The organism is Paraburkholderia sp. RL18-101-BIB-B (assembly GCF_046026985.1).
Lineage (GTDB): Bacteria > Pseudomonadota > Gammaproteobacteria > Burkholderiales > Burkholderiaceae > Paraburkholderia.
Window position 1 is genome coordinate 1 of the sequence record NZ_JARESV010000071.1, and the last position, 17,827, is coordinate 17,827.

Genomic DNA, 17,827 nt, shown 5'->3' on the forward strand with positions numbered 1-17,827 from the left:
TTTTGGCGATCATATGCATCACTTCGATGCCGCCAGGAAGAATCCGGACGCAGCGAAAAGTCTTGAACCCCGGCATGAGTCGGGTGCGCCGCTTGATCGCCCGATGGTCTTGCTCGACGAGGTTGTTGGGATATTTGGACTGGCGGATCTTGACAGGCGTTTCACGATCCGCATTGATGGCTTCGAGCACCGCGAGATCGGCACCGCTCTTGTCGATGGTCACCGTCTCCGGGACGCCATTCTGGGCGATCGATTTCTCAAAATAACGCCGGGCTGCAGTCTTGTCCCGTTGGGCGCGCACCAGGAAGTCGATGGCGTTACCGTCCTTGTCGACGGCCCGATAGAGATATTTCCAGTCGCCCTTGACGCGTATGTACGTCTCATCCATTCGCCAGCTCTTTCCAACTGGCCGCTTGCGACGACGAAACGCTTTCTCCAGTACCGGCAACAGCTTGAGCGCCCAGAGGGCGCACGGTCGAATGATCGACCGACGTTCCACGTTCGGCCATCATTTCTTCAAGATGCCGCAGACTCAGCGAATAGGCGACGTACCAGCGCACGCACGTCAGAATCACCTCCAGTGGATAGTGCAAGCGTTTCAATACCTTGGCCAACGGCGGGATCAGCGTTTTCGTCGATTCTCTCAGCAGCAACTTTGTATCGCTGGAATTCCACCGGTCATCTCTTACTGCAACACAGCCCGTTACTATGCGTGGATTGCGAGGGTGATCCGGTTGCGTATCGAGCGGCTCGCAGCGCCGCAATGCGATGCGCAGAACTCCCGTCTGGCGAACGATATGAGCGGGTTCTACGCACAAACAGGCGCCGCGGCGACGAAGCAGATACAGGACACGCGGCGGGCAGCGCAGAAAAAGACGCGTGAAGCGAAGAGCGATACGCGCGATCAGACGAAAAAGAAAAACGAAACCACACCTGCGCCGGCATTCGGTGCGCAGTGAGCACGCTGCTATTGCTAGGTCTGCTTTTTCTTGCGCGGCAAGCCGGGAATCGAAATCAGGTTCAGCGCAATGACCGCGATCGCCACGCCAACGAAAATGGCGAGCGCGCCGTACCGGTATTCCATGCTGCGGTCATAGACCAGTCCGGTAATGGCGAAATAGAGACCACCGAGCCAGATGGCGATGCCCACTAACGCAATCGCAACCCGTCTTTCCGATTTCTTCATCGGGACCTCCAACATTTGCGACCGGTTTCCCAAAACATATTAGTTCGCTATTGCGGCCTTTGCCTGCCTTTGTCCTTCGACCCGGGCCACAAGCGTCGCTATCGTGTCGTGACGGACTCGAAACACAAGCTGCGTGCCGCGCAGAATCTGCTGGAGGGTCCAGCGTCGGCCTGAACCCGGCGCGCGGCATCATTCGGACGGAGGCACCCAATCTGCTAGCCTCGACTTCCAGCGGATGCGCTGCTCGATGAACGGCAAGGGTAATTGTTGGAAATGTACTGATGAACAGCTTCATTAACAGCCTAAAGAACGAACGGGTGCCTGCTAACGCACTATCGCACCCATCAGGAAGTCGCGGCGAACCTGTTCGAATACCTGGTAGTGTTTTATTAGCGCAGTCGACGTCATTTGTCATTCGGCTTCGTACCGCCAGTTCAGTTCCTGCATGGCTGGATCAAAGCTCGGCAGATCAAGGATCCACGCTTTCAGCGGCGCAGCTTATTTGTGCGAGACGAGCGAGCAGATTCACTGCGACGCCCGTTCTTTTCGCTAGAGACGTGAAAACAAGGCATGGCAGGATAGGCTTCCGCCGGTTCTGGACGCCATGTGCAACGCATTTCTACTCGACAAACAGGGTCGCGTCGAGCGTCAAAAAAATCGAACCGTGCCTTTGCCTCTCGGACGAAGTCCTTGCAAATACGATCATCTCGTCATGAGTCAATGGCTGCGCGAAGCCCCCTGATCGGGTGTCGCCCTTGATGGGTAGAAGCCGGCGCGGCCAGTTGTCTTCGGCCTCGCCGTACTCCATGTGCCTGGCTATTGCAGCTTACATGCCGCCAAGCGGCTTCCTCACCGTCAGCTTGTTGGTCACCGACGTCACTCCTGGAACGCCCCTGGCGATCGCCTCGGCCTTGCCGATCTGGGCAGCTTCCGTGACCGCGCCATTCAGTGTCACCGCGCCGTCTTTCGCGATGACACTGATGTCTCCGGCGCTGATCTCCTTGTCCTTCCCGAAGGCGGCATAAATCCTGCGGCGCAGGGCACGGTCCGCTTTCCTGCCCGCGGGAGCCACGGAGCCCGATGCCGCCGTCGCGGACGCACCTTGCGCACTGGCTGCTTCACCGGTCTGGGACCACGCCGTCGTGGATACCGCAACGAATGCGGCGGCCACCAGCGCGAGTGTGATTGCTTTCATAGATTACTCCGGTTCATGAAGGTGACGGGATCAGAAGCTATGGCGAATGCCGACCATGGCCGCAGTGGTGGAGACACCCGGTGCAACCGGATTCCCATAGATGATCGTCTGGTTCATCGTCCCCTTGTTGTCGACATAGCCGACTTGCGCGTATGCCTTGGTCCTTTGGGACAGGTTGTATTCGGCACCCACTGCGAATTCGCTCGAGTGATTCGCTGAATTGTTCCGGTCCTTCAGGTAGTAGTAGCCGGACGTGATCTTGAAGCGCGGATTGAACTGGTAGCCGAGGCCGCCCGACGCCATTTCGAAGTCGACGGTATTGCTCTTCGCGGGGTTTTTGCCGATGGCGTACGAGGCGGATAATGAAAACCCGCTGATCGTATACATCGCACCGAAATAATAGAAACGGTTATTGCTCTCGCCTGTCGCAGGCACGGCCGGAGCCGCCGGAAAGTTCTGCGGAAACGGATTGGTGTCATGTCCGTTGTAATACACAGCGGACAGGTTCAGACCGTAATTCGAATACTTGAGTACAGCCGACTCACGCGTGCCGCCCTGGAACTGTCCCGCGACGCCACCCGGCGCGTACTCGAGCGCAAGCGACGCGCCATAGAATTTCGGCGAATTGTAGACCAGCGCGTTGCTGTCATAGAGGGCGCCGATTGGAGCGTTCGTGCTGGTGCCGGGCCAGCCGGCTGCCTGATTGACGCCCAGCCACGCAGTGAGAATACTGCCGAAATACTGCGCGCCGCGTACGTCGGTTTCCGCCATGGCGTAGATCATCGGGATGATCTGCCGGCCGGCGTCGAACGTGCCAAACGGTCCGGTTGCGCCGATTGTCGCAAACTGGTTGAAGATCGCGGTCGTGCCGGGCGTGTCGGACAGCCCGAACCTGCCATTCGTGGTGTTGAACGTGCCTTGCAGCTTGAACGTGATCTTGTAGCCGGCGCCGATGTCCTCGCTTCCCTTCAGGCCCCAGAAGCTGGAATAGATTCCACCGTCCTTGAGCTGATAGACATGCCCCAGGTTACGCGCGTTCGGCAGGAAGGTTGCGGCCGAGGTGCTCTGATACAGAAGTCCCGTATCGAGTACGCCATAGAGCGTAACCGACGACTGGGAATGGGCCGCCGCGGAAAACACTAGCAGCACTGCCGAGCTATACGATTTTAATTTCATTACGTCTCCTCCGAGTGTGGGGCGCGCCGGGTAGACCCGGCAATTTATGACTTGTTGTTCGAATGAAACTGTGTTGTTGCCACGCAGGTATCTCAGGCCGGCAGGTAGTAGTCGCCGAACTGATCCCGAAGGCGGTTCTTGAGCACCTTGCCCGTGGCACCGAGCGGAACCGAGTCGACGAACAACACGGCGTCCGGCTTCCACCACTTCGCAACCCGATCGTCAAAGAACGTGAGCAGTTCGTCCGCGGCGAGCGTGCTGCCCGGCTTCCTCACGATCAGCAGCAGCGGCCGCTCGTCCCACTTCGGATGCCGCGCGGCGATGCATACCGCCGTCGTGACTTCGGGGTGCAGGTACGCGACGTTTTCGATGTCGGTCGAACTGATCCATTCGCCGCCGGATTTGATGACGTCCTTGCTGCGATCCGTAATCTGCATGAAGCCGTCGGGATCGATCCTGGCGACGTCGCCGGTCGGGAACCAGCCGTCGCGCAGCGCCGGTGTGTCGTCACTGCTGAAATACTCCCGCGTGACCCAATGACCGCGCACGAGAAGGTCGCCAGTCGCGGTGTCGTCCCACGGCAACGCGTTGCCTTGCAGGTCGACGATTTTCATGTCGATGCCGAACACCGGACGCCCCTGCTTCGCCTGAAGCGCGTAGCGTTGCGCCGCGGGCAGAGACACCTGATGTGCCTTGAAACTGCAGACGGTGCCAACCGGGCTCAATTCCGTCATACCCCATGCATGCAAGACGTCGACGTGATGGCGCTCCTGGAACGCCGCCGTCATCGCTGTCGGGCAGGGAGCGCCGCCGATAATCGTGCGCTTCATCGACGAGAACGAACCCTTGATCGCGTCGACATGCGCAAGCAGTCCCTGCCAGACTGTCGGCACGCCGGCCGAAAGCGTGACCTGTTCGTCCTCGATCAGTTCATGGAGCGATTGGCCGTCCAGCGCCGGCCCCGGAAACACCAGCTTCGCACCCACCATGCAGGCGATATACGGCAGTCCCCACGCGTTGACATGGAACATCGGCACGACCGGGAGGATCGCGTCGCGCGCCGAACAGTTCAGCGCATCCGGCAGCGCCGCCGCGTACGTGTGCAGCAGGGTCGAGCGATGGCTGTATAGCACCCCCTTCGGATTGCCGGTCGTCCCGGACGTGTAGCACAGCGATGACGCGCTGTTTTCGTCCAGCAGAGGCCAGTCGAAAACGTCGCTTTGACCGTTGACGAGATCCTCGTAGCACAGCAGCCTCGCCGGCAGCCCATGGTCTCGCGGCATGTGCGCGCGATCGGTCATGGCAACGAAGACCTTCGGACTCTTGACCCGCGAAGCGACGCTCTCGATCAGCGGCAGAAACGTCAGGTCAAAGAACACAACGCGATCTTCCGCATGTTCGATGATGTACGCGAGCTGGTCGACGTGGAGCCGGGGGTTGAGCGTATGCAATACGGACCCCGCCCCGGACACGGCGAAATACAGCTCCATGTGCCGGTAGCCGTTCCACGCCAGCGTCCCTACCCGCTCGCCCGGCTCGATGCCGAGGCTTGCGAGGGCATTTGCCATGCGGCGCGCGCGTTGCGCAAAATCCCGGTACCGATACCGGTGAATGTCGCCTTCGACCCGTCGTGACACGATCTCCTGGTCGCCGTGATGGCGTTCCGCGTGCATGAGCAGCGAAGCAACCAGCAGCGGTTGCTGCATCATCAAACCTTGCATTCTGTTCCCCTAAATAGCTGTATGTTCCCGCACGGCCCGGATCACGGCGCCGAATTGCCCACCGGTGCCGGCGCGGGACCGGCGGCCGGGTCCTCGAGACTCACGACCAGCTTCCCGTCGACGGCCCGAACCGGGAACGTCGTCAGGCTCAACCCGCCTACGCCCGGCATGCAGCCGGTGCGCACGTCGAAGCGCAGACCGTGCGCCGGGCAGCGCAGCACGCACCCCTCGAGCTGACCGCTTGCGACCGAGGCCCCGTTGTGGGGACATGCGTTGTCGATGGCGTGGATCGTGCCGTCGATGTTGAACAGGACAATGCTGCGGCCATCGACGAAGGCCAGTTTGCGCTGGCCTGGCGCGAGTTCATCGACCACTCCAACCGGTATCTGACGTGACATTTCCTGTTCCTCTAGCTTTGGACTGCAAACACCATGACTGCCAGCATCGCTGCGAGCGGGACACGGCCTCATCCGGATTGCGCTTGCCGATAAGGCACCGCGGGCAGATGAAGTCGAAGAAGGTTTCGCTCCGGGAAGGCCCGCTCGCTCGCGTCCCGATCTGGCTGTGCAGGTCCGGTTCTGATCAGACAAGCTCATTGATCAGCGTCTGCGCCATCGCCCATTCACCAAACCCTGCGGCCGGATTCAGGTGACCGACTTCGCCAAGGTCGACGAGACGACTGCCCCAGTTTTTCGCCATCGTCGCGGCACGTTCGAACTGCGCGAGCGGATCGTTGCGGCTCGCGCCGACGATGCTCGGGAACGGCAGCGGCTTGCGTGGAACCGGATGCCAGCCGTTCTGGGCCAGTTCATCGATGGCCGGATAGCCCGCCGGCAGCGGCGTCTCCAGGTCGGCAGGAGCGGCGAGCAGCGCGCCGTGAATCCTGCGGCTGTGTTGCTGGGCCCAGTGCACCGTGATCATCACGCCCGCGCTATGCGCGACGAGGATCACCGGGCCATGGATTTTCGCGAGCGCGGCATCGAGCGCTGCGACGCGCGCCGCGCGACTGAGCTTGTCGCGCTCGAGCGGCGGCACTGAGGCGGCCTTGGGCAGCATCCGCTCCAGCAGTGTTTGCCAATGCTCCGCGACATGGTCGCGCAAGCCCGGCACCATCAGGATGGTTGGTGTCATATCGAGAGTCATGATGCAATCAGTACGGCCTGTCACCGACAATTCCGGCGCGCTCCATCTTGCGGTGACACGGCGCGTAATCCATCACGGCGTAGTGCTGTGTGCTGCGGTTATCCCAGATCGCGATGCTGTTGGGCTTCCAGCGCCAGCGGACCTGGTACTCGGGGATGTACGCCTGGCTAATGAGATAGCGCAGCAGGTCACCCGCACCCGGATTGGCGTCCTGCCCGAAGCGCACGCGCGCCGCCGTGTGGTAATTGGTGAAATGGGTGGTGAAGGCACTCACGAACAACACCTCCTCACCGGTCTCCGGGTGCGTGCGCACAACTGGATGCTCCGCATCCGGAAATTGCGCCTTAAGAGCGAGACGTTTTTCGATCGGCATCGCGGCACCAAAGCTCGCCTCGATGCTGTGGCGGGCGCGCAGATCTGCAATCTGGGCCTTGATGTGGTCCGGCAAGTTCTCGTAGGCGAGCACCATGTTTGCCCACATCGTGTCGCCGCCGACGGGCGGGCACTCCACGCAGCGCAGGACAGCGCCGAACTGCGGCGCCTCGCGCCAGGTGGCATCCGCATGCCACGCGTTTTCATACCGGTCGTTAGGCTGATCCGGGTTCTTGTAGATGCGTACGAGGCCCGGATGCTCCGGGTCGCTGCCGGCGACGGGATGGTCCTCCAGCTCGCCGAAACGGCGCGCAAACGCAAGATGCTCGGCGCGCGAGATGTCCTGGTCGCGCAGAAACAGCACCCGGTGTTTGAGCAGCGCCGCACGGATCTCCGCAAACAGGCCGTGATCGTCGACGGCGTCGGCAAGATTCACGCCGACCAGTTCGGCGCCGATGGCGCATGTCAATTGTTCGACTCGCATGGTGTTCTCCTCAGATGACGAAGACTGACGAGCCAGTCGTCTTGCGCGATTCAAGATCGCGGTGGGCCTGCGCCGCGTCCTCCAGCGCGTAACGCTGGTTGAGTTCGATCTTGATGCGGCCTGCGGCGACATGCCCGAAGAGTTCGCCGGCGAGTTCGTCCTTTTCCGCGGGGTCGGCGATGTAGTCCGCCAGCGCGGGGCGCGTCAGGTAGAGCGAGCCCTTCATCGCCAGAAGCTGGGGATTGAACGGCGGGATTGGCCCCGACGCCGTGCCGACGCAGACCATCAGGCCACGGCGCCTGAGCGAATCTAGCGACGCCTCGAAGGTATCCTTGCCGACGCTGTCGAACACGACGTTCACGCCGACGCCGTTGGTCAGTTCGCGCACGCGCTTCGCGACGTCCTCCCGTCCGTAGTAGACGATGTGGTCGCAGCCATGCGCACGGGCCATCTCGCCCTTGGCCTCATTCGAAACCGTGCCGATCACGGTGAGACCCAGCAGCTTCGCCCATTGCGACACAATCAGGCCGACACCGCCGGCGGCGGCATGCAGCAGGATGGTGTCGCCCGCCTTGAAATCGTGAATGCGGCGCATCAGGTACGACGAGGTCAGACCTCGCATCGTCATGCCGGCAGCCGTTTCGCAGGAGATCGCATCCGGCAGCTTGATGAGCGGCGCCGCCGGGACGAGGCGTTCAGTGCTGTACGCGCCGAGTGTGTTGAGAAAGCCGGTGTAGGTCACGCGATCGCCGACTGCGACGTTGGTCACGTCGGGGCCGATTGCCTCGACCACACCGGCAGCCTCGACACCCATGCCCGCAGGGAGCGGCACGGGGTACAGGCCGCTGCGGAAGTAGGTGTCGGCGAAATTCAGGCCCACTGCCTCATGGCGCAAGCGGACCTGTCCGCGGCCGGGGTCGCCCACTTCAACGTTTTCATAGTGCAAGACTTCGGGACCACCGGTTTCATGGAAACGCACTGCTTTTGCCATATCGAATCTCCTATCCTTTACTCGAACTGCAAATTTATTTGGCCTGTGATGGGGCTGCCCGACCTGCTCTCAGGCGCACCCGCCAGGTTTAAAGCTCGCGGAGGACCGTCGGGTCAGCCCCCGGCCTGTTCACGCAGGGCACTCACGCGATCGACATCGGCGCCATAGGTCCGCTTGCCGATGTAGAAAGCGACCGCCGCGACAAGGGGTGCAAACGGCACGAGTTGCAACGCGCCGACGAGCCCGATCCGGTCGGCCACGATGCCCGTCAGGATGGCAGCGGGTGCCAGCCCCAGCAGATTGTTCGCCAACGTCAGGGTGGCAAACGCCGACGCATGGATCGACGGTGGGGTGAGATTCGCAACCATCGCCCCCGAGGGGCCGGTCGCGCCTGCGCAGAAAAACATGCCGGCGCCGATCACGATCAGTTGTGCCGGACCCGGCGGCATCCGGAAACCGACCATCAGCAGCACGAAGCAGAGCAGGCAGAAGGCGACGGCAGCGCTCCACTTCCTTTCCCGCCCATGCTTGCTGAGCCGGTCGGTCAGATTTCCGCACACCACCATGCCGAAAGCGGTGGCCAGCACGAACGCGGACGCGCTCATGGCCGCCTTGCCAGTGGACATGCCGTAGTAGCGGTTCAGGAAGCTGGGCATCCACGCCCATACGGCCGCCGGAACCAGCAGATGGATGCCGCTGCCGACGTAGGCACACACGACCGACTTGGTCGAAAAGAGTCCCTGCATCAAGCTGCGCAAGCTCAAGCGCATACCGGCGCCCTGTGTCTGACGGCGCGCGTTTGCCGGCTGCAGCGGCGCGAGCCGCTCTTCGGTGATGGCAAACCGGTAGATGACGACCAGTATGATCCCCAAGGCCGCCATCGCGCCGAACGCCGCGCGCCAGCCCAGGTGAGCCGCGACTGCCCCGCCCAGCGCCATGCCCAGCACTGAACCGAGAGCGCCGCCGGCCATGAACGCTGCGGTGAGCGTGGAGCGCAGCCGTGCCGGAAAGATGCTCAGGACGACCGCGATGCCGACACTGCCATAGGCGGCTTCACCGATCCCAACGAAGGCGCGCGCGAGCAGCATCTCGCCATAGTTCGTCGAAAGCGCGCAGCCGAGCGTCGCGAGACTCCAGATCGCCGCCATCAGGACAATGCTCTTCACGCGGCCCCAGCGGTCGGCGAGCACCGACAGCGGAAACGTGAGCACGCCGACCATCAGCGCGACCACACTGCTCAGCGAACCCAGCCGCGTGTCGGACAGGTGCCATGTGGCCTTGAGCATGGGAAACACCGCATTCAGGACCTGTCGCGACATATAGTCGGAGAGCAGCAACCCGACCGTCAAAACAAATACCACCCATGCATACGCGCGCACGTCTTTTTGCGCCGTCGAAATATTGCCAGTCGTAGGCTCGGCATGCGTGAACATGAGTCGTCTCCTTCGTGTTCAACTCGTTGGTGACCGCCTTTGCCCAGCAGGACAAAGGCGGCCTTTATGGATACCGCGCGGCCCTCACCGGGATGCCGGCGGGCCTTACCTTCTAAAACGCGGCATCCACGAAACGTCTGCCGCGCTCCAATCCCTTACGCCGCGCGCAGCGGCAGGTTCTTCACGCCGGCCTTGCGATTCGGTGTCATGCCGTTGGCCGCGAGTGTCTCGTCGGCCGTTTCGTACTGCACGCCGATTCGGTAGATGTCGCGCGCTTCCTTGCCGGAGGCGATCTCGCGGCCCAGTTCGCGCGCCACACGCACGCACTGTTCGATCTGCTGCACCGACGTCATCCGGTTGCCGTGCGCGTCGATGATCGTGTCTTCGATCCCGCAGCGAGGATGCAGGCCCATGGCCATCGCCATCATGTTGAACGGCAACACGTTCTTGAGCAGCGACTCGGCCGTGAGCGTGCAGCCATCCGGCGCGCGGTGCACGAAGTTGAAGAAGTTGAACGGGTTCGGGCCGTCGAAGCCACCGCCGATACCGATCCACGTCAGGTTCAGCGGCCCCTTGTAGATGCCCTTGCGCACCAGGCGATCGAGTGTCTCCAGCGCATGGATGCCCGTGAGCTGGAAGTGCGGCTGGATACCCGAAGCCTGCAGGCGGCGCAGGTGCTCCTCGACCCATGCCGGGCCGGCGGGAACCGTCATCTCGCTATAAGCGGCCATGAACGCAGGGTTGGACAACGAGGTGCCTTCCAAGTACTCCGGATAGAGCAACTCCATGATGTTCATCTGCGTGGTGTTGATCGCGACCGTCACCTGATCGGGCTTCGGGTCGAGATCGGCCAGCATGTGACGCGTGTCGTCGGAAAGCCACTTCGCCGCCTGGCCGTCGTCTTCCGGTGCAAACGAGATCGAGCCGCCCACCTGGATGATCATGTCCGGCACAGCCGCTCGCACGCCGGCGATGAGCTCGTTGAATTTCGAAAGGCGCTTCGAGCCTTTGCCATCCAGTTCGCGCACGTGCAGGTGCAGGACGGTCGCGCCGGCGTTGTAGCAGTCGACGGCCTTCTGGATCTGCTCTTCCATCGTCACCGGAATGTCTTCAGGAAAGTCCTCCGGCATCCATTCCGGGCCGTACGGAGCGGTTGTGATCACAACCTTGTCCTGGTTCTCGGGGTGCAGCGAATCGTCGAGGAATTGCATCGTGTTCTCCAATAGGGTGACGGGTATTCCGACGCTCGCGACACGGCTGGCCGCTTGACAACTGGTCGGAACATGATGAACCGTTGAGATGCACGATACGGCAATCCTGCGCTACACTTTTACGATACGGCGCCATTCTTTTCGGAATTCATGCCACTACGCGTTAACACCGGTACGTGCGGCAGGCATCTAATCAGCAGACATGGACACGGGCACAGGGACGCTGCCGGCGACAGGTGAGCGGAGACATAGCGATGGAAACGATGTTGCGCGCGGTAGCCATGAGCGGCTATTTCGATGTGACGCGGCGGGTCGGTCTGAACCCGGTCGAGCTGGCGAAGCAGGTCGGGATCGATACCGCGGCGCTTGCGAATCCGGACGATCGCATTCCGGCAGCAGCCGCGTGCCGGCTGCTGGAACTGACGGCCGAAAAGGCGTCGTGCCCGACTTTCGCGCTGCAGATGGCCGGGACGCGGCAAAAGTTCGGTACTGGTGTGATCAATGTCCTGCTCGCGCATAAGCGCACGCTTCGCGAGGTGCTGCTGGCCGCGGCCCAATACCGGCATCTGCTGAACGAAGCCCTCGCCATGCACGTCGAGGACGCCGGTGAATCGGTCACCATCCGGGAAGAACTGGTGGTCGAACCGGGCACTCCGACGAAGCAGGCGATCGAACTCGCGGTCGGCGTGCTCGGGCGCCACTCCAGCGCCCTGCTCGGCAATCACTGGAAACCGCGTTCGGTCCATTTCGTTCACCAAGGGCCGGCAGACCTGACGTTTCATCGACGGTTCTTCGGCTGCACGTTGGAGTTCGGAAGCGATTTCAACGGTTTCGTGTGTGCGGCCGCCGATCTCGACTACCCGAATCCCTCCGCTGACCCGGAACTGGTGCGCTATGCCGAGAGCCTCGCCGACTCGCTCAACGTGGCGGGTGCCGATTCGACCGCGCTGGAAGTGCGCAAGGCAATCTACCTGCTGCTGCCCCTTGAGCAGGCCACGGTCGAACTGGTTGCCCGCCATTTGCGTCTGAGCGTTCGCACCATGCAGCGCCAGCTCGAACTGGCGCATACGAGCTTCTCGAGTCTGGTGGACGAGGTTCGGGGCGAACTTGCCGTGCGCTACATGAGCAACCCGCGCTATCCGATAGGGCGGGTTTCGGCGTTGCTCGGATATTCACAGCAGGGCTCCTTCACGTACTGGTTCAATTCACGCTTCGGCGTGACCCCGCGCAACTGGCGCAACAGCCATCTGAAATGATGGCGCCGCCGACCGTCGCTCTGTTGTACCCGCGGCTAGCGGCCGGCAACCTCGATGCCCAACTCAGCACGCGCCTCACGTCCACCGATCGGCCCAGGCAGCATCAGGCCTGCCGCTCTTCTTTCGGCTGCTCGGGACCGGATTGGTCTTTCACCCATCGCCAGAACAGTCGATACCCGACCGCAAGCATCACTGGACCGATGAACAGGCCGATGACGCCGCCCGATACCATGCCGCCGAGCGCGCCGATCAGCACGACAGGCATCGGCACGGCGACGCCGCGTCCCAGTAGCAATGGCTTGAGCACGTTGTCGACGAGCCCCGCGACGAACACGTAGACCGCGAAGATGATCGTCGTGGTACTGACACCCTCGGTGACGATGACAAAGACGATCACAGGCGCCGTGATCAGCGTGGCCGGCAACTGCATGACGCCGATCAGCAGCACGGCGAGCGCCAGCAGGCCCGCACCGGGAATGCCCATCATCACGAAGCCGATGCCAATCAACAACATCTGGATAAACGCGATCCCCACCACGCCTTGTGCCACGGCGCGAATCGTGGCCGTACAGAGCTCCGTGATCTGCGGGCCGGTCTCGGGACCGGAGATGCGCGCAGCGATCTGCGCCGCGCTTTTATGACCTGTCTCGCCGTGAGCCATCAGAATCCCCGCGACGATCAGCGCGACGAAAAAGATCAGCAGTCCCGCCGACAGGCCGGTGACCGTGGCGAGCAATGCAAGTCCGGCTTCCTTGAGCTGAGGTGCGAACCGGTGCGCGAGACCGGTGAGGTCCGTCGAGGCCTGTTGCCAGAAGTCGTGCACCTTCTGCCCGACCAGCGGCCAACTGGCAACCGAATCGGCCGGCGCAGGAATGTGAAAGCTGCCGCTCTTGATGACGGCCACCACGCTCTCCAACGAGTCGGCCACCGCAACGCCCAGCATATAGGTCGGCACGAGAATGACGGCAAACGCAACCAGAATGATCAGAGTGGCGATCAGGCCGTCCTTGTTGGCAAGCGTACGCCTGAGTCTGACCTGGAGCGGATACAGCGTGATCGCGAGGACGAGCGCCCAGACCATGAGGTTGAGGAACGGGGCGAAGATCCGGAAACAGAAAACAGCCAGAACGGCAATGAGTCCGGCACGGATCAGAACATCGAGCAATTGCCTGGACAACACCCGTTCGGTAATCGGTGTGAGCAACATAACTTGTCTCCCAGCAGGTCGCCTCGATGATCTGCTGGCGACAATCCAGGGCACGCCCATAACCATGGTAGTCGGAACAGAACCATGCCACTGCACCCATCTCTCTGAAAGATAGTCGATTCATCGCCAGCGAGTTGTTCATGCTGGGCGTGACGGATATCGCGACCGCTTCCGTGCGGGTAGATGCGCCGCCGGCTACGTCCGCGTGGCGGGCTGATCGACGACCGGGCCCGCGGCGCATTCGTACGCCCGAACGTCGTCCGCACCGGACGCGCGGCGCTCCGCCAGCCCCGCGCCCGTCACTACCGGTCAGGCAGGCTGGCGTATCTGGGGCAGGCCGCGTTTCACTTTCACAGATTCAGCCTTGTCACCTTGGCGCCGTTGAGCGAAGCGTCCGCCATCAGCCCGGCATTGGTCAACACGAGGGCCACGACCTGCGAGGAGACTGATGTCGTGTCGATTGTGCCGTTCGCACCCACTTTCAAGATTGACACCGCCGCGTCGCCGCCAACCGACCACCCAGCCGCGTTGCGGAACTTGTCGAGCGCGTCCCGCGTCATGAACATGAAAATGACTGCCGTCGACTGGGCACCGGCCTGGAATCCAAATGAAGCAGCCGCTGTGCTGTAGTAGCCCGCTGTCGTGCCACCCACACGCAATGCGCCTTCGCCATACTCTGCCCCAGCAATGAAGGCCGCCTTCTTCACATCCGGGAACACAAGGATGCCTTGGGCTTTCGCTGCGAGTTCGTGCGAGCCCTTGATCGTCGCGAAAAGCCGGCTCAACGTACCGTCAACACTCGCGTCGATCGCCTGGCGCTTCGATGCATCGGTTTCAGGGCTTTTGCCGCTGCCCGGCGTCACGGAGCAGCCCGCGAGCGTCAAACTCGCCGCGGTGCTGACAGCCGCTACTTTTAGTACAAAATTCCGTCTGTTCATCATCGACCTCCATTGTGTTTCCGAGGTAAATCCCCGGTGCGTGAGTCTCGCCGCTCCATCCTTCGATCCCGTTCGATCCGGCGCTCTGACAACCGAGCGCGACGCGCCAGGCCGTACGGGCCGACACTAGGTCCTCTCACCTTACTTGCCGGCTCCCTTACCCGGACGGAGCAGCAGCACGAAGCAGGCGACGCCGAGCACCATCGCATACGCCCCGATATGAACAAGAGCCGGGCTCTCGTAAAGCAAGCCTCGGATCGACGACGCAATTCCACCCAGCGCTACGAATACAGCAATCACCGCCAGGACGATCCTGCTTTCTGCGCGCGCCATAGTGAGTTCTCCCGGCTGCATCGTTTGCCATCCTCAGCATTTGGTCGGCGCCGCCGTTCCCGAGGGATGTGCGTGCAGCGTCGGCGGTGGAGCGTTTCCGCCATTTTTCTCGAGGTATTTGCAGGCACTGACGATGTCGCCGGCGAGTAGTTCCGCCACATTGCGATTGATGTGCGGCCTCACCACGACCCGCAGGCTCGTGACCGTCTCGGCATTGGGCGGCATGGTGTAGGCAGCGAGTACCCAGCCTTTCTCACGCACCTTGTTCGACACGTCGAATTCATTGAAATTCTTGATCTTGCTAGCGAGTGTCACCGCAACCACAGGAATCCGCTGCGCCTCGTTCATGACGTTGAAGTACCCGCTATCGACAAGAATTCGCCGCAACGCGATCGCATTGTCCAACGTATGCTGCATGATTCTTCTGTAGCCTTCGAAGCCGTGGCGGATGAACATGTAGTACTGCACGGCCACCTGAAAGGCGTTGCGACTGAAGTTCAATGTCGCGGTCGGCATTTCGCCGCCCAGATAGTTGACATAGAAAACAAGTTCTTCGTTGAACACCTTTCGTTCGCGAAAGACGACCCAACCGAGGCCGGGAGGAACCAGGCCATATTTATGCCCCGACGCATTGATAGACTGCACGCGCGGCAGCCGGAAGTCCCATTTGTAGTCGGGATAGAGGAATGGATTGACGAATCCGCCCGATGCTCCGTCGATGTGCATCGGAATCGAAATGCCAGTCCGTTTCTCATAGTCGTCGAGCCAGTCATGAATGCCCTGGATATCGTCGTCCTCGCCAGTGAATGTCTGTCCCGCGATGGCGACGACAGCGATGGTGTTTTCGTCGACGTACTTGTCGAGACTCTCCGCCGTCAACCGGTAGTTGCCTGGACTCAACGGCACGATGCGCGGTTCGACATCGAAGTAGCGAAGAAACTTTTTCCACACGATTTGCACGTTTCCGCCGGTCACCATGTTGGGGCGAGTCACATCCTTGCCCTCGCCTTCCCTTTTCTTCCGCCAGTTCCACTTGTGTGCGAGACCGGCCAGCATGCAGGCCTCGGACGAGCCTACCGTCGCCGTGCCGTATGGCTCCACTCCTTTGGGGCCGTTCCATAGCTGATGCAACCACTTGACCATGCGAGTTTCCATCGCGAACACTTGCGGATACATGTCGTGGTCGATGTAATTCTTGAAGATGTTGCGTTTCGCCGTTTCCGCGGCCTCCGGTTCGGCCCACGTGGTAACGAACGACGACATGTTCAGCATCGGGTTCGCATCGGTCCACTCGGAGCTGATGACGATTCCGGCCGCTGCGCGGGCGGACATCCCGTCTTTGGGGAATTCATTCTCCGGAATGGGGAAGTTGAATTCGTCATAAGGCGTGATCTTTTCGATTGACGTGCTCATCTGGCAATCCTCACTGAAAAGAGGTTCCATGCGCAAGCCGCGGTGGCCGGCAGGCTCTACGGAGTGTCCAAGGTCGATGTCTACAGAACCCTATTTTTGTCGAGCGTATTGCCGGTCGAGGCGTTGTAGCGTTCGACATAGTCGGCAAGCAGCGCGCGAATGGCGCGTCCTATCTTTCGATAGTCGGACTCGTTCAGGTTCGCGAGCGACACTCGACCGGACGGATGAGCCGTACCGAATCCGCGCCCCGGAAGCAGGACCACGCGCGCTTCGCGCGCCAGCCTGAAGAGCAATTCGGTTGGTTCCGTATTCTTCATGAGCCACTCGACAAAATCGCGTCCGTACGCGCGCTCGCCAAGAAACTCCATGTCGAGGATTGTGTAGTAGTCGACCTGGTTCTTGTCGTTGTCGTCGAACGAAATACCGATTTCTTCATACAGCGCCCGTTTCCGGCTGCGGATCAGCCGTTTCAGCGCATTCTTGTATGCGTCAGGCGTGTCCATCAGCGAGAACAGCGAGAACAGCACCATCTGCACCTGCTGCGGCGTCGATAGGCCCGCCGTGTGGTTCAGTGCGACCGTTCGGCTATCGGCGACCAGGCGGTCGATGAACTTGAGCTTGTCCGGCTCGGTCGTGATCGATTCATAACGCTTGTGCAGTTCCTTCCTTGCGTCTTTAGGCAGGTCGGCGATCAACTTGTCGAGAATGTTGTCGCGGTGCGTGACGATCGTGCCCAGACGCCAGCCGGTTGCGCCGAAGTACTTCGAGTACGAGTACACAAGGATGGTGTTTCTCGGCGCGAGCGCGAACAGCGACGCAAAACCGTCGGCGAACGTGCCGTACACGTCGTCGGTCAGCAGAATCAGATCAGGCCGCTCCTTCACGATTTCGGCAATGTATTCGAGACTCTCGTCGTTGATTCGCACGGACGGCGGATTGCTCGGATTGACGAGGAAGAACGCCTTCACCTTTGGATCGCGAAGCTTGTCGAGTTCTTTCTTCGAGTACTGCCAGTTCTTCTCCACATCGGCATTCACATTGACGACGGTTAGCTGATAGTCGTTCAGGGTCGGAATTTCGATGTAGGGCGTAAAGATGGGCATGCCAAGCGCGATCGTATCGCCCGGCTTGATCAACCGGTTCTCGCGCATCGTGTTGAATATATAGGTCATCGCCGCGGTGCCACCTTCGACCGCAAAAATGTCGAACTCGCCGATGAACGGATGGTCACCGATCATCTCACGACGCAGATACTGGCCGACGATTTGCTCCGACAGCTTCAGCATCCGGTCGGGCACAGGATAGTTCGACGCCAGAATGCCCTCGCACATCTCATACAGGAAGTCGCCGGCCGACAGTCCGAGCTGATCGCGCACATAGGATACGGCGCTAGCCAGGAAGTCGATGCCCGGCACGCCCTTGTTCCCGCGCAGGAACAGTTCGAAGCGCTCGACGAGTCCGTCGCGCTTCGGAAAACCGCCGATGCCTTCCGGCATGTACGCGAACGAACGCTCCGCTTCACGCATCGCAAACAGACCGAGTTGCCAGAAGCCATGACGTGGAATCGTCGCGAGAAAATTAGGATTACCGCGACCGGCATTGAGCATCGCAAGGTTCGCGGCTCGCTCCACTGCGCCGCCACCCGCTGCCTTGATCAACTCATCTTTCAATTCGAACGGACTGAGCGCCGCCAGCTTCGCGGCCTCATCCGATTCAGCTTTGTCCCGCTTTGCCATTTGCTGTCTCCACGATGAAGTTTCCGGGATAG

At 61.2% G+C, this 17,827-nt stretch carries 17 protein-coding genes and 2 pseudogenes; 3 read left to right on the forward strand and 16 right to left on the reverse strand.

Annotated elements, in window-relative coordinates; translation table 11 throughout:
* Window positions 1-602 (reverse strand): annotated as a pseudogene (locus tag P0D73_RS42630) (IS6 family transposase); the annotation flags it as partial.
* On the opposite strand from P0D73_RS42630, the gene P0D73_RS42635 reads away from it, so the two are divergent.
* The gene (locus P0D73_RS42635; protein WP_408435788.1) at window positions 588-959 is read left to right on the forward strand and encodes a hypothetical protein; all 372 of its coding nucleotides are present in this window, start codon (window positions 588-590) and stop codon (window positions 957-959) included. The pseudogene P0D73_RS42630 and the gene P0D73_RS42635 overlap by 15 nt on opposite strands.
* A 14-nt stretch (window positions 960-973) precedes the next feature.
* Here the strand turns inward: P0D73_RS42635 and P0D73_RS42640 are convergent, their stop codons facing one another.
* Window positions 974-1,186: a DUF2964 family protein gene (locus P0D73_RS42640; protein WP_408182203.1), complete on the reverse strand. Its 213-nt coding sequence runs from the start codon at window positions 1,184-1,186 to the stop codon at window positions 974-976.
* A gap of 160 nt (window positions 1,187-1,346) precedes the next feature.
* Between P0D73_RS42640 and P0D73_RS42645 the strand changes: the two are divergent.
* A pseudogene (locus P0D73_RS42645) lies at window positions 1,347-1,663 on the forward strand (IS3 family transposase); the annotation flags it as partial.
* A 349-nt stretch (window positions 1,664-2,012) separates the two neighbouring features.
* Here the strand turns inward: P0D73_RS42645 and P0D73_RS42650 are convergent.
* The 9 genes from P0D73_RS42650 to P0D73_RS42690 all read right to left on the reverse strand — a co-directional run bounded on the left by P0D73_RS42650 (window position 2,013) and on the right by P0D73_RS42690 (window position 10,912).
* Window positions 2,013-2,381 carry a BON domain-containing protein gene (locus tag P0D73_RS42650; protein WP_408182201.1) on the reverse strand — a complete coding sequence of 123 codons (369 nt, stop codon included), beginning with the start codon at window positions 2,379-2,381 and terminating at the stop codon, window positions 2,013-2,015.
* A gap of 30 nt (window positions 2,382-2,411) precedes the next feature.
* Window positions 2,412-3,557: a porin gene (locus P0D73_RS42655; protein ID WP_408182199.1), complete on the reverse strand. Its 1,146-nt coding sequence runs from the start codon at window positions 3,555-3,557 to the stop codon at window positions 2,412-2,414.
* 92 nt (window positions 3,558-3,649) lie between these two features.
* The gene (locus tag P0D73_RS42660; RefSeq protein ID WP_408182197.1) at window positions 3,650-5,278 is read right to left on the reverse strand and encodes a 3-(methylthio)propionyl-CoA ligase; all 1,629 of its coding nucleotides are present in this window, start codon (window positions 5,276-5,278) and stop codon (window positions 3,650-3,652) included.
* 41 nt (window positions 5,279-5,319) lie between these two features.
* Window positions 5,320-5,676 (reverse strand): Rieske (2Fe-2S) protein, encoded by a 357-nt coding sequence (locus P0D73_RS42665; RefSeq protein WP_408182195.1) that lies wholly within the window; start codon window positions 5,674-5,676, stop codon window positions 5,320-5,322.
* 184 nt (window positions 5,677-5,860) lie between these two features.
* Complete coding sequence (locus tag P0D73_RS42670) at window positions 5,861-6,421, reverse strand: RBBP9/YdeN family alpha/beta hydrolase (RefSeq protein WP_408182193.1); 561 nt, start codon at window positions 6,419-6,421, stop codon at window positions 5,861-5,863.
* A gap of 7 nt (window positions 6,422-6,428) precedes the next feature.
* The gene (locus P0D73_RS42675; RefSeq protein WP_408182191.1) at window positions 6,429-7,277 is read right to left on the reverse strand and encodes a TauD/TfdA dioxygenase family protein; all 849 of its coding nucleotides are present in this window, start codon (window positions 7,275-7,277) and stop codon (window positions 6,429-6,431) included.
* Between the two features lie 10 nt (window positions 7,278-7,287).
* The gene (locus P0D73_RS42680) at window positions 7,288-8,268 is read right to left on the reverse strand and encodes a quinone oxidoreductase family protein (RefSeq protein WP_408182190.1); all 981 of its coding nucleotides are present in this window, start codon (window positions 8,266-8,268) and stop codon (window positions 7,288-7,290) included.
* A gap of 113 nt (window positions 8,269-8,381) precedes the next feature.
* Entirely contained in the window at window positions 8,382-9,701 is a 1,320-nt protein-coding gene (locus tag P0D73_RS42685) for an MFS transporter (RefSeq protein ID WP_408182188.1), read from the reverse strand.
* 155 nt (window positions 9,702-9,856) lie between these two features.
* The gene (locus tag P0D73_RS42690; protein ID WP_132383167.1) at window positions 9,857-10,912 is read right to left on the reverse strand and encodes a beta-keto acid cleavage family enzyme; all 1,056 of its coding nucleotides are present in this window, start codon (window positions 10,910-10,912) and stop codon (window positions 9,857-9,859) included.
* Window positions 10,913-11,166: 254 nt separating this feature from the next.
* Here P0D73_RS42690 and P0D73_RS42695 point away from each other — a divergent pair, with 254 nt between their 5' ends.
* The gene (locus tag P0D73_RS42695) at window positions 11,167-12,168 is read left to right on the forward strand and encodes an AraC family transcriptional regulator (protein ID WP_408182187.1); all 1,002 of its coding nucleotides are present in this window, start codon (window positions 11,167-11,169) and stop codon (window positions 12,166-12,168) included.
* A 103-nt stretch (window positions 12,169-12,271) separates the two neighbouring features.
* On the opposite strand, the gene P0D73_RS42700 is transcribed toward P0D73_RS42695, so the two are convergent.
* From P0D73_RS42700 to P0D73_RS42720, 5 genes are all read right to left on the reverse strand, one after another.
* Window positions 12,272-13,375, reverse strand: coding sequence for an AI-2E family transporter (locus P0D73_RS42700; protein WP_408289613.1), 1,104 nt, complete (start codon window positions 13,373-13,375; stop codon window positions 12,272-12,274).
* Window positions 13,376-13,725: 350 nt separating this feature from the next.
* Complete coding sequence (locus P0D73_RS42705) at window positions 13,726-14,313, reverse strand: BPSL1445 family SYLF domain-containing lipoprotein (RefSeq protein ID WP_408182183.1); 588 nt, start codon at window positions 14,311-14,313, stop codon at window positions 13,726-13,728.
* 141 nt (window positions 14,314-14,454) lie between these two features.
* A complete protein-coding gene (locus P0D73_RS42710) occupies window positions 14,455-14,646 on the reverse strand; it encodes a DUF2964 family protein (protein ID WP_132383159.1) in 192 nt (63 codons plus the stop codon).
* Between the two features lie 33 nt (window positions 14,647-14,679).
* Window positions 14,680-16,059: a glutamate decarboxylase gene (gad, locus tag P0D73_RS42715; RefSeq protein ID WP_408182181.1), complete on the reverse strand. Its 1,380-nt coding sequence runs from the start codon at window positions 16,057-16,059 to the stop codon at window positions 14,680-14,682.
* An 80-nt stretch (window positions 16,060-16,139) separates the two neighbouring features.
* Window positions 16,140-17,795: a bifunctional aspartate transaminase/aspartate 4-decarboxylase gene (locus P0D73_RS42720; protein WP_408435793.1), complete on the reverse strand. Its 1,656-nt coding sequence runs from the start codon at window positions 17,793-17,795 to the stop codon at window positions 16,140-16,142.
* Between the last annotated feature and the right edge of the window lie 32 nt (window positions 17,796-17,827).

Bases quoted from the DNA above. Each gene is read 5' to 3' on its own strand.
- P0D73_RS42640 (WP_408182203.1), bottom strand. From the start codon at position 1,186: ATGAAGAAATCGGAAAGACGGGTTGCGATTGCGTTAGTGGGCATCGCC.
- P0D73_RS42650 (WP_408182201.1), bottom strand. From the start codon at position 2,381: ATGAAAGCAATCACACTCGCGCTGGTGGCCGCCGCATTCGTTGCGGTA.
- P0D73_RS42655 (WP_408182199.1), bottom strand. From the start codon at position 3,557: ATGAAATTAAAATCGTATAGCTCGGCAGTGCTGCTAGTGTTTTCCGCG.
- P0D73_RS42660 (WP_408182197.1), bottom strand. From the start codon at position 5,278: ATGCAAGGTTTGATGATGCAGCAACCGCTGCTGGTTGCTTCGCTGCTC.
- P0D73_RS42665 (WP_408182195.1), bottom strand. From the start codon at position 5,676: ATGTCACGTCAGATACCGGTTGGAGTGGTCGATGAACTCGCGCCAGGC.
- P0D73_RS42670 (WP_408182193.1), bottom strand. From the start codon at position 6,421: ATGACTCTCGATATGACACCAACCATCCTGATGGTGCCGGGCTTGCGC.
- P0D73_RS42675 (WP_408182191.1), bottom strand. From the start codon at position 7,277: ATGCGAGTCGAACAATTGACATGCGCCATCGGCGCCGAACTGGTCGGC.
- P0D73_RS42680 (WP_408182190.1), bottom strand. From the start codon at position 8,268: ATGGCAAAAGCAGTGCGTTTCCATGAAACCGGTGGTCCCGAAGTCTTG.
- P0D73_RS42685 (WP_408182188.1), bottom strand. From the start codon at position 9,701: ATGTTCACGCATGCCGAGCCTACGACTGGCAATATTTCGACGGCGCAA.
- P0D73_RS42690 (WP_132383167.1), bottom strand. From the start codon at position 10,912: ATGCAATTCCTCGACGATTCGCTGCACCCCGAGAACCAGGACAAGGTT.
- P0D73_RS42695 (WP_408182187.1), top strand. From the start codon at position 11,167: ATGGAAACGATGTTGCGCGCGGTAGCCATGAGCGGCTATTTCGATGTG.
- P0D73_RS42700 (WP_408289613.1), bottom strand. From the start codon at position 13,375: ATGTTGCTCACACCGATTACCGAACGGGTGTTGTCCAGGCAATTGCTC.
- P0D73_RS42705 (WP_408182183.1), bottom strand. From the start codon at position 14,313: ATGAACAGACGGAATTTTGTACTAAAAGTAGCGGCTGTCAGCACCGCG.
- P0D73_RS42710 (WP_132383159.1), bottom strand. From the start codon at position 14,646: ATGGCGCGCGCAGAAAGCAGGATCGTCCTGGCGGTGATTGCTGTATTC.
- gad (WP_408182181.1), bottom strand. From the start codon at position 16,059: ATGAGCACGTCAATCGAAAAGATCACGCCTTATGACGAATTCAACTTC.
- P0D73_RS42720 (WP_408435793.1), bottom strand. From the start codon at position 17,795: ATGGCAAAGCGGGACAAAGCTGAATCGGATGAGGCCGCGAAGCTGGCG.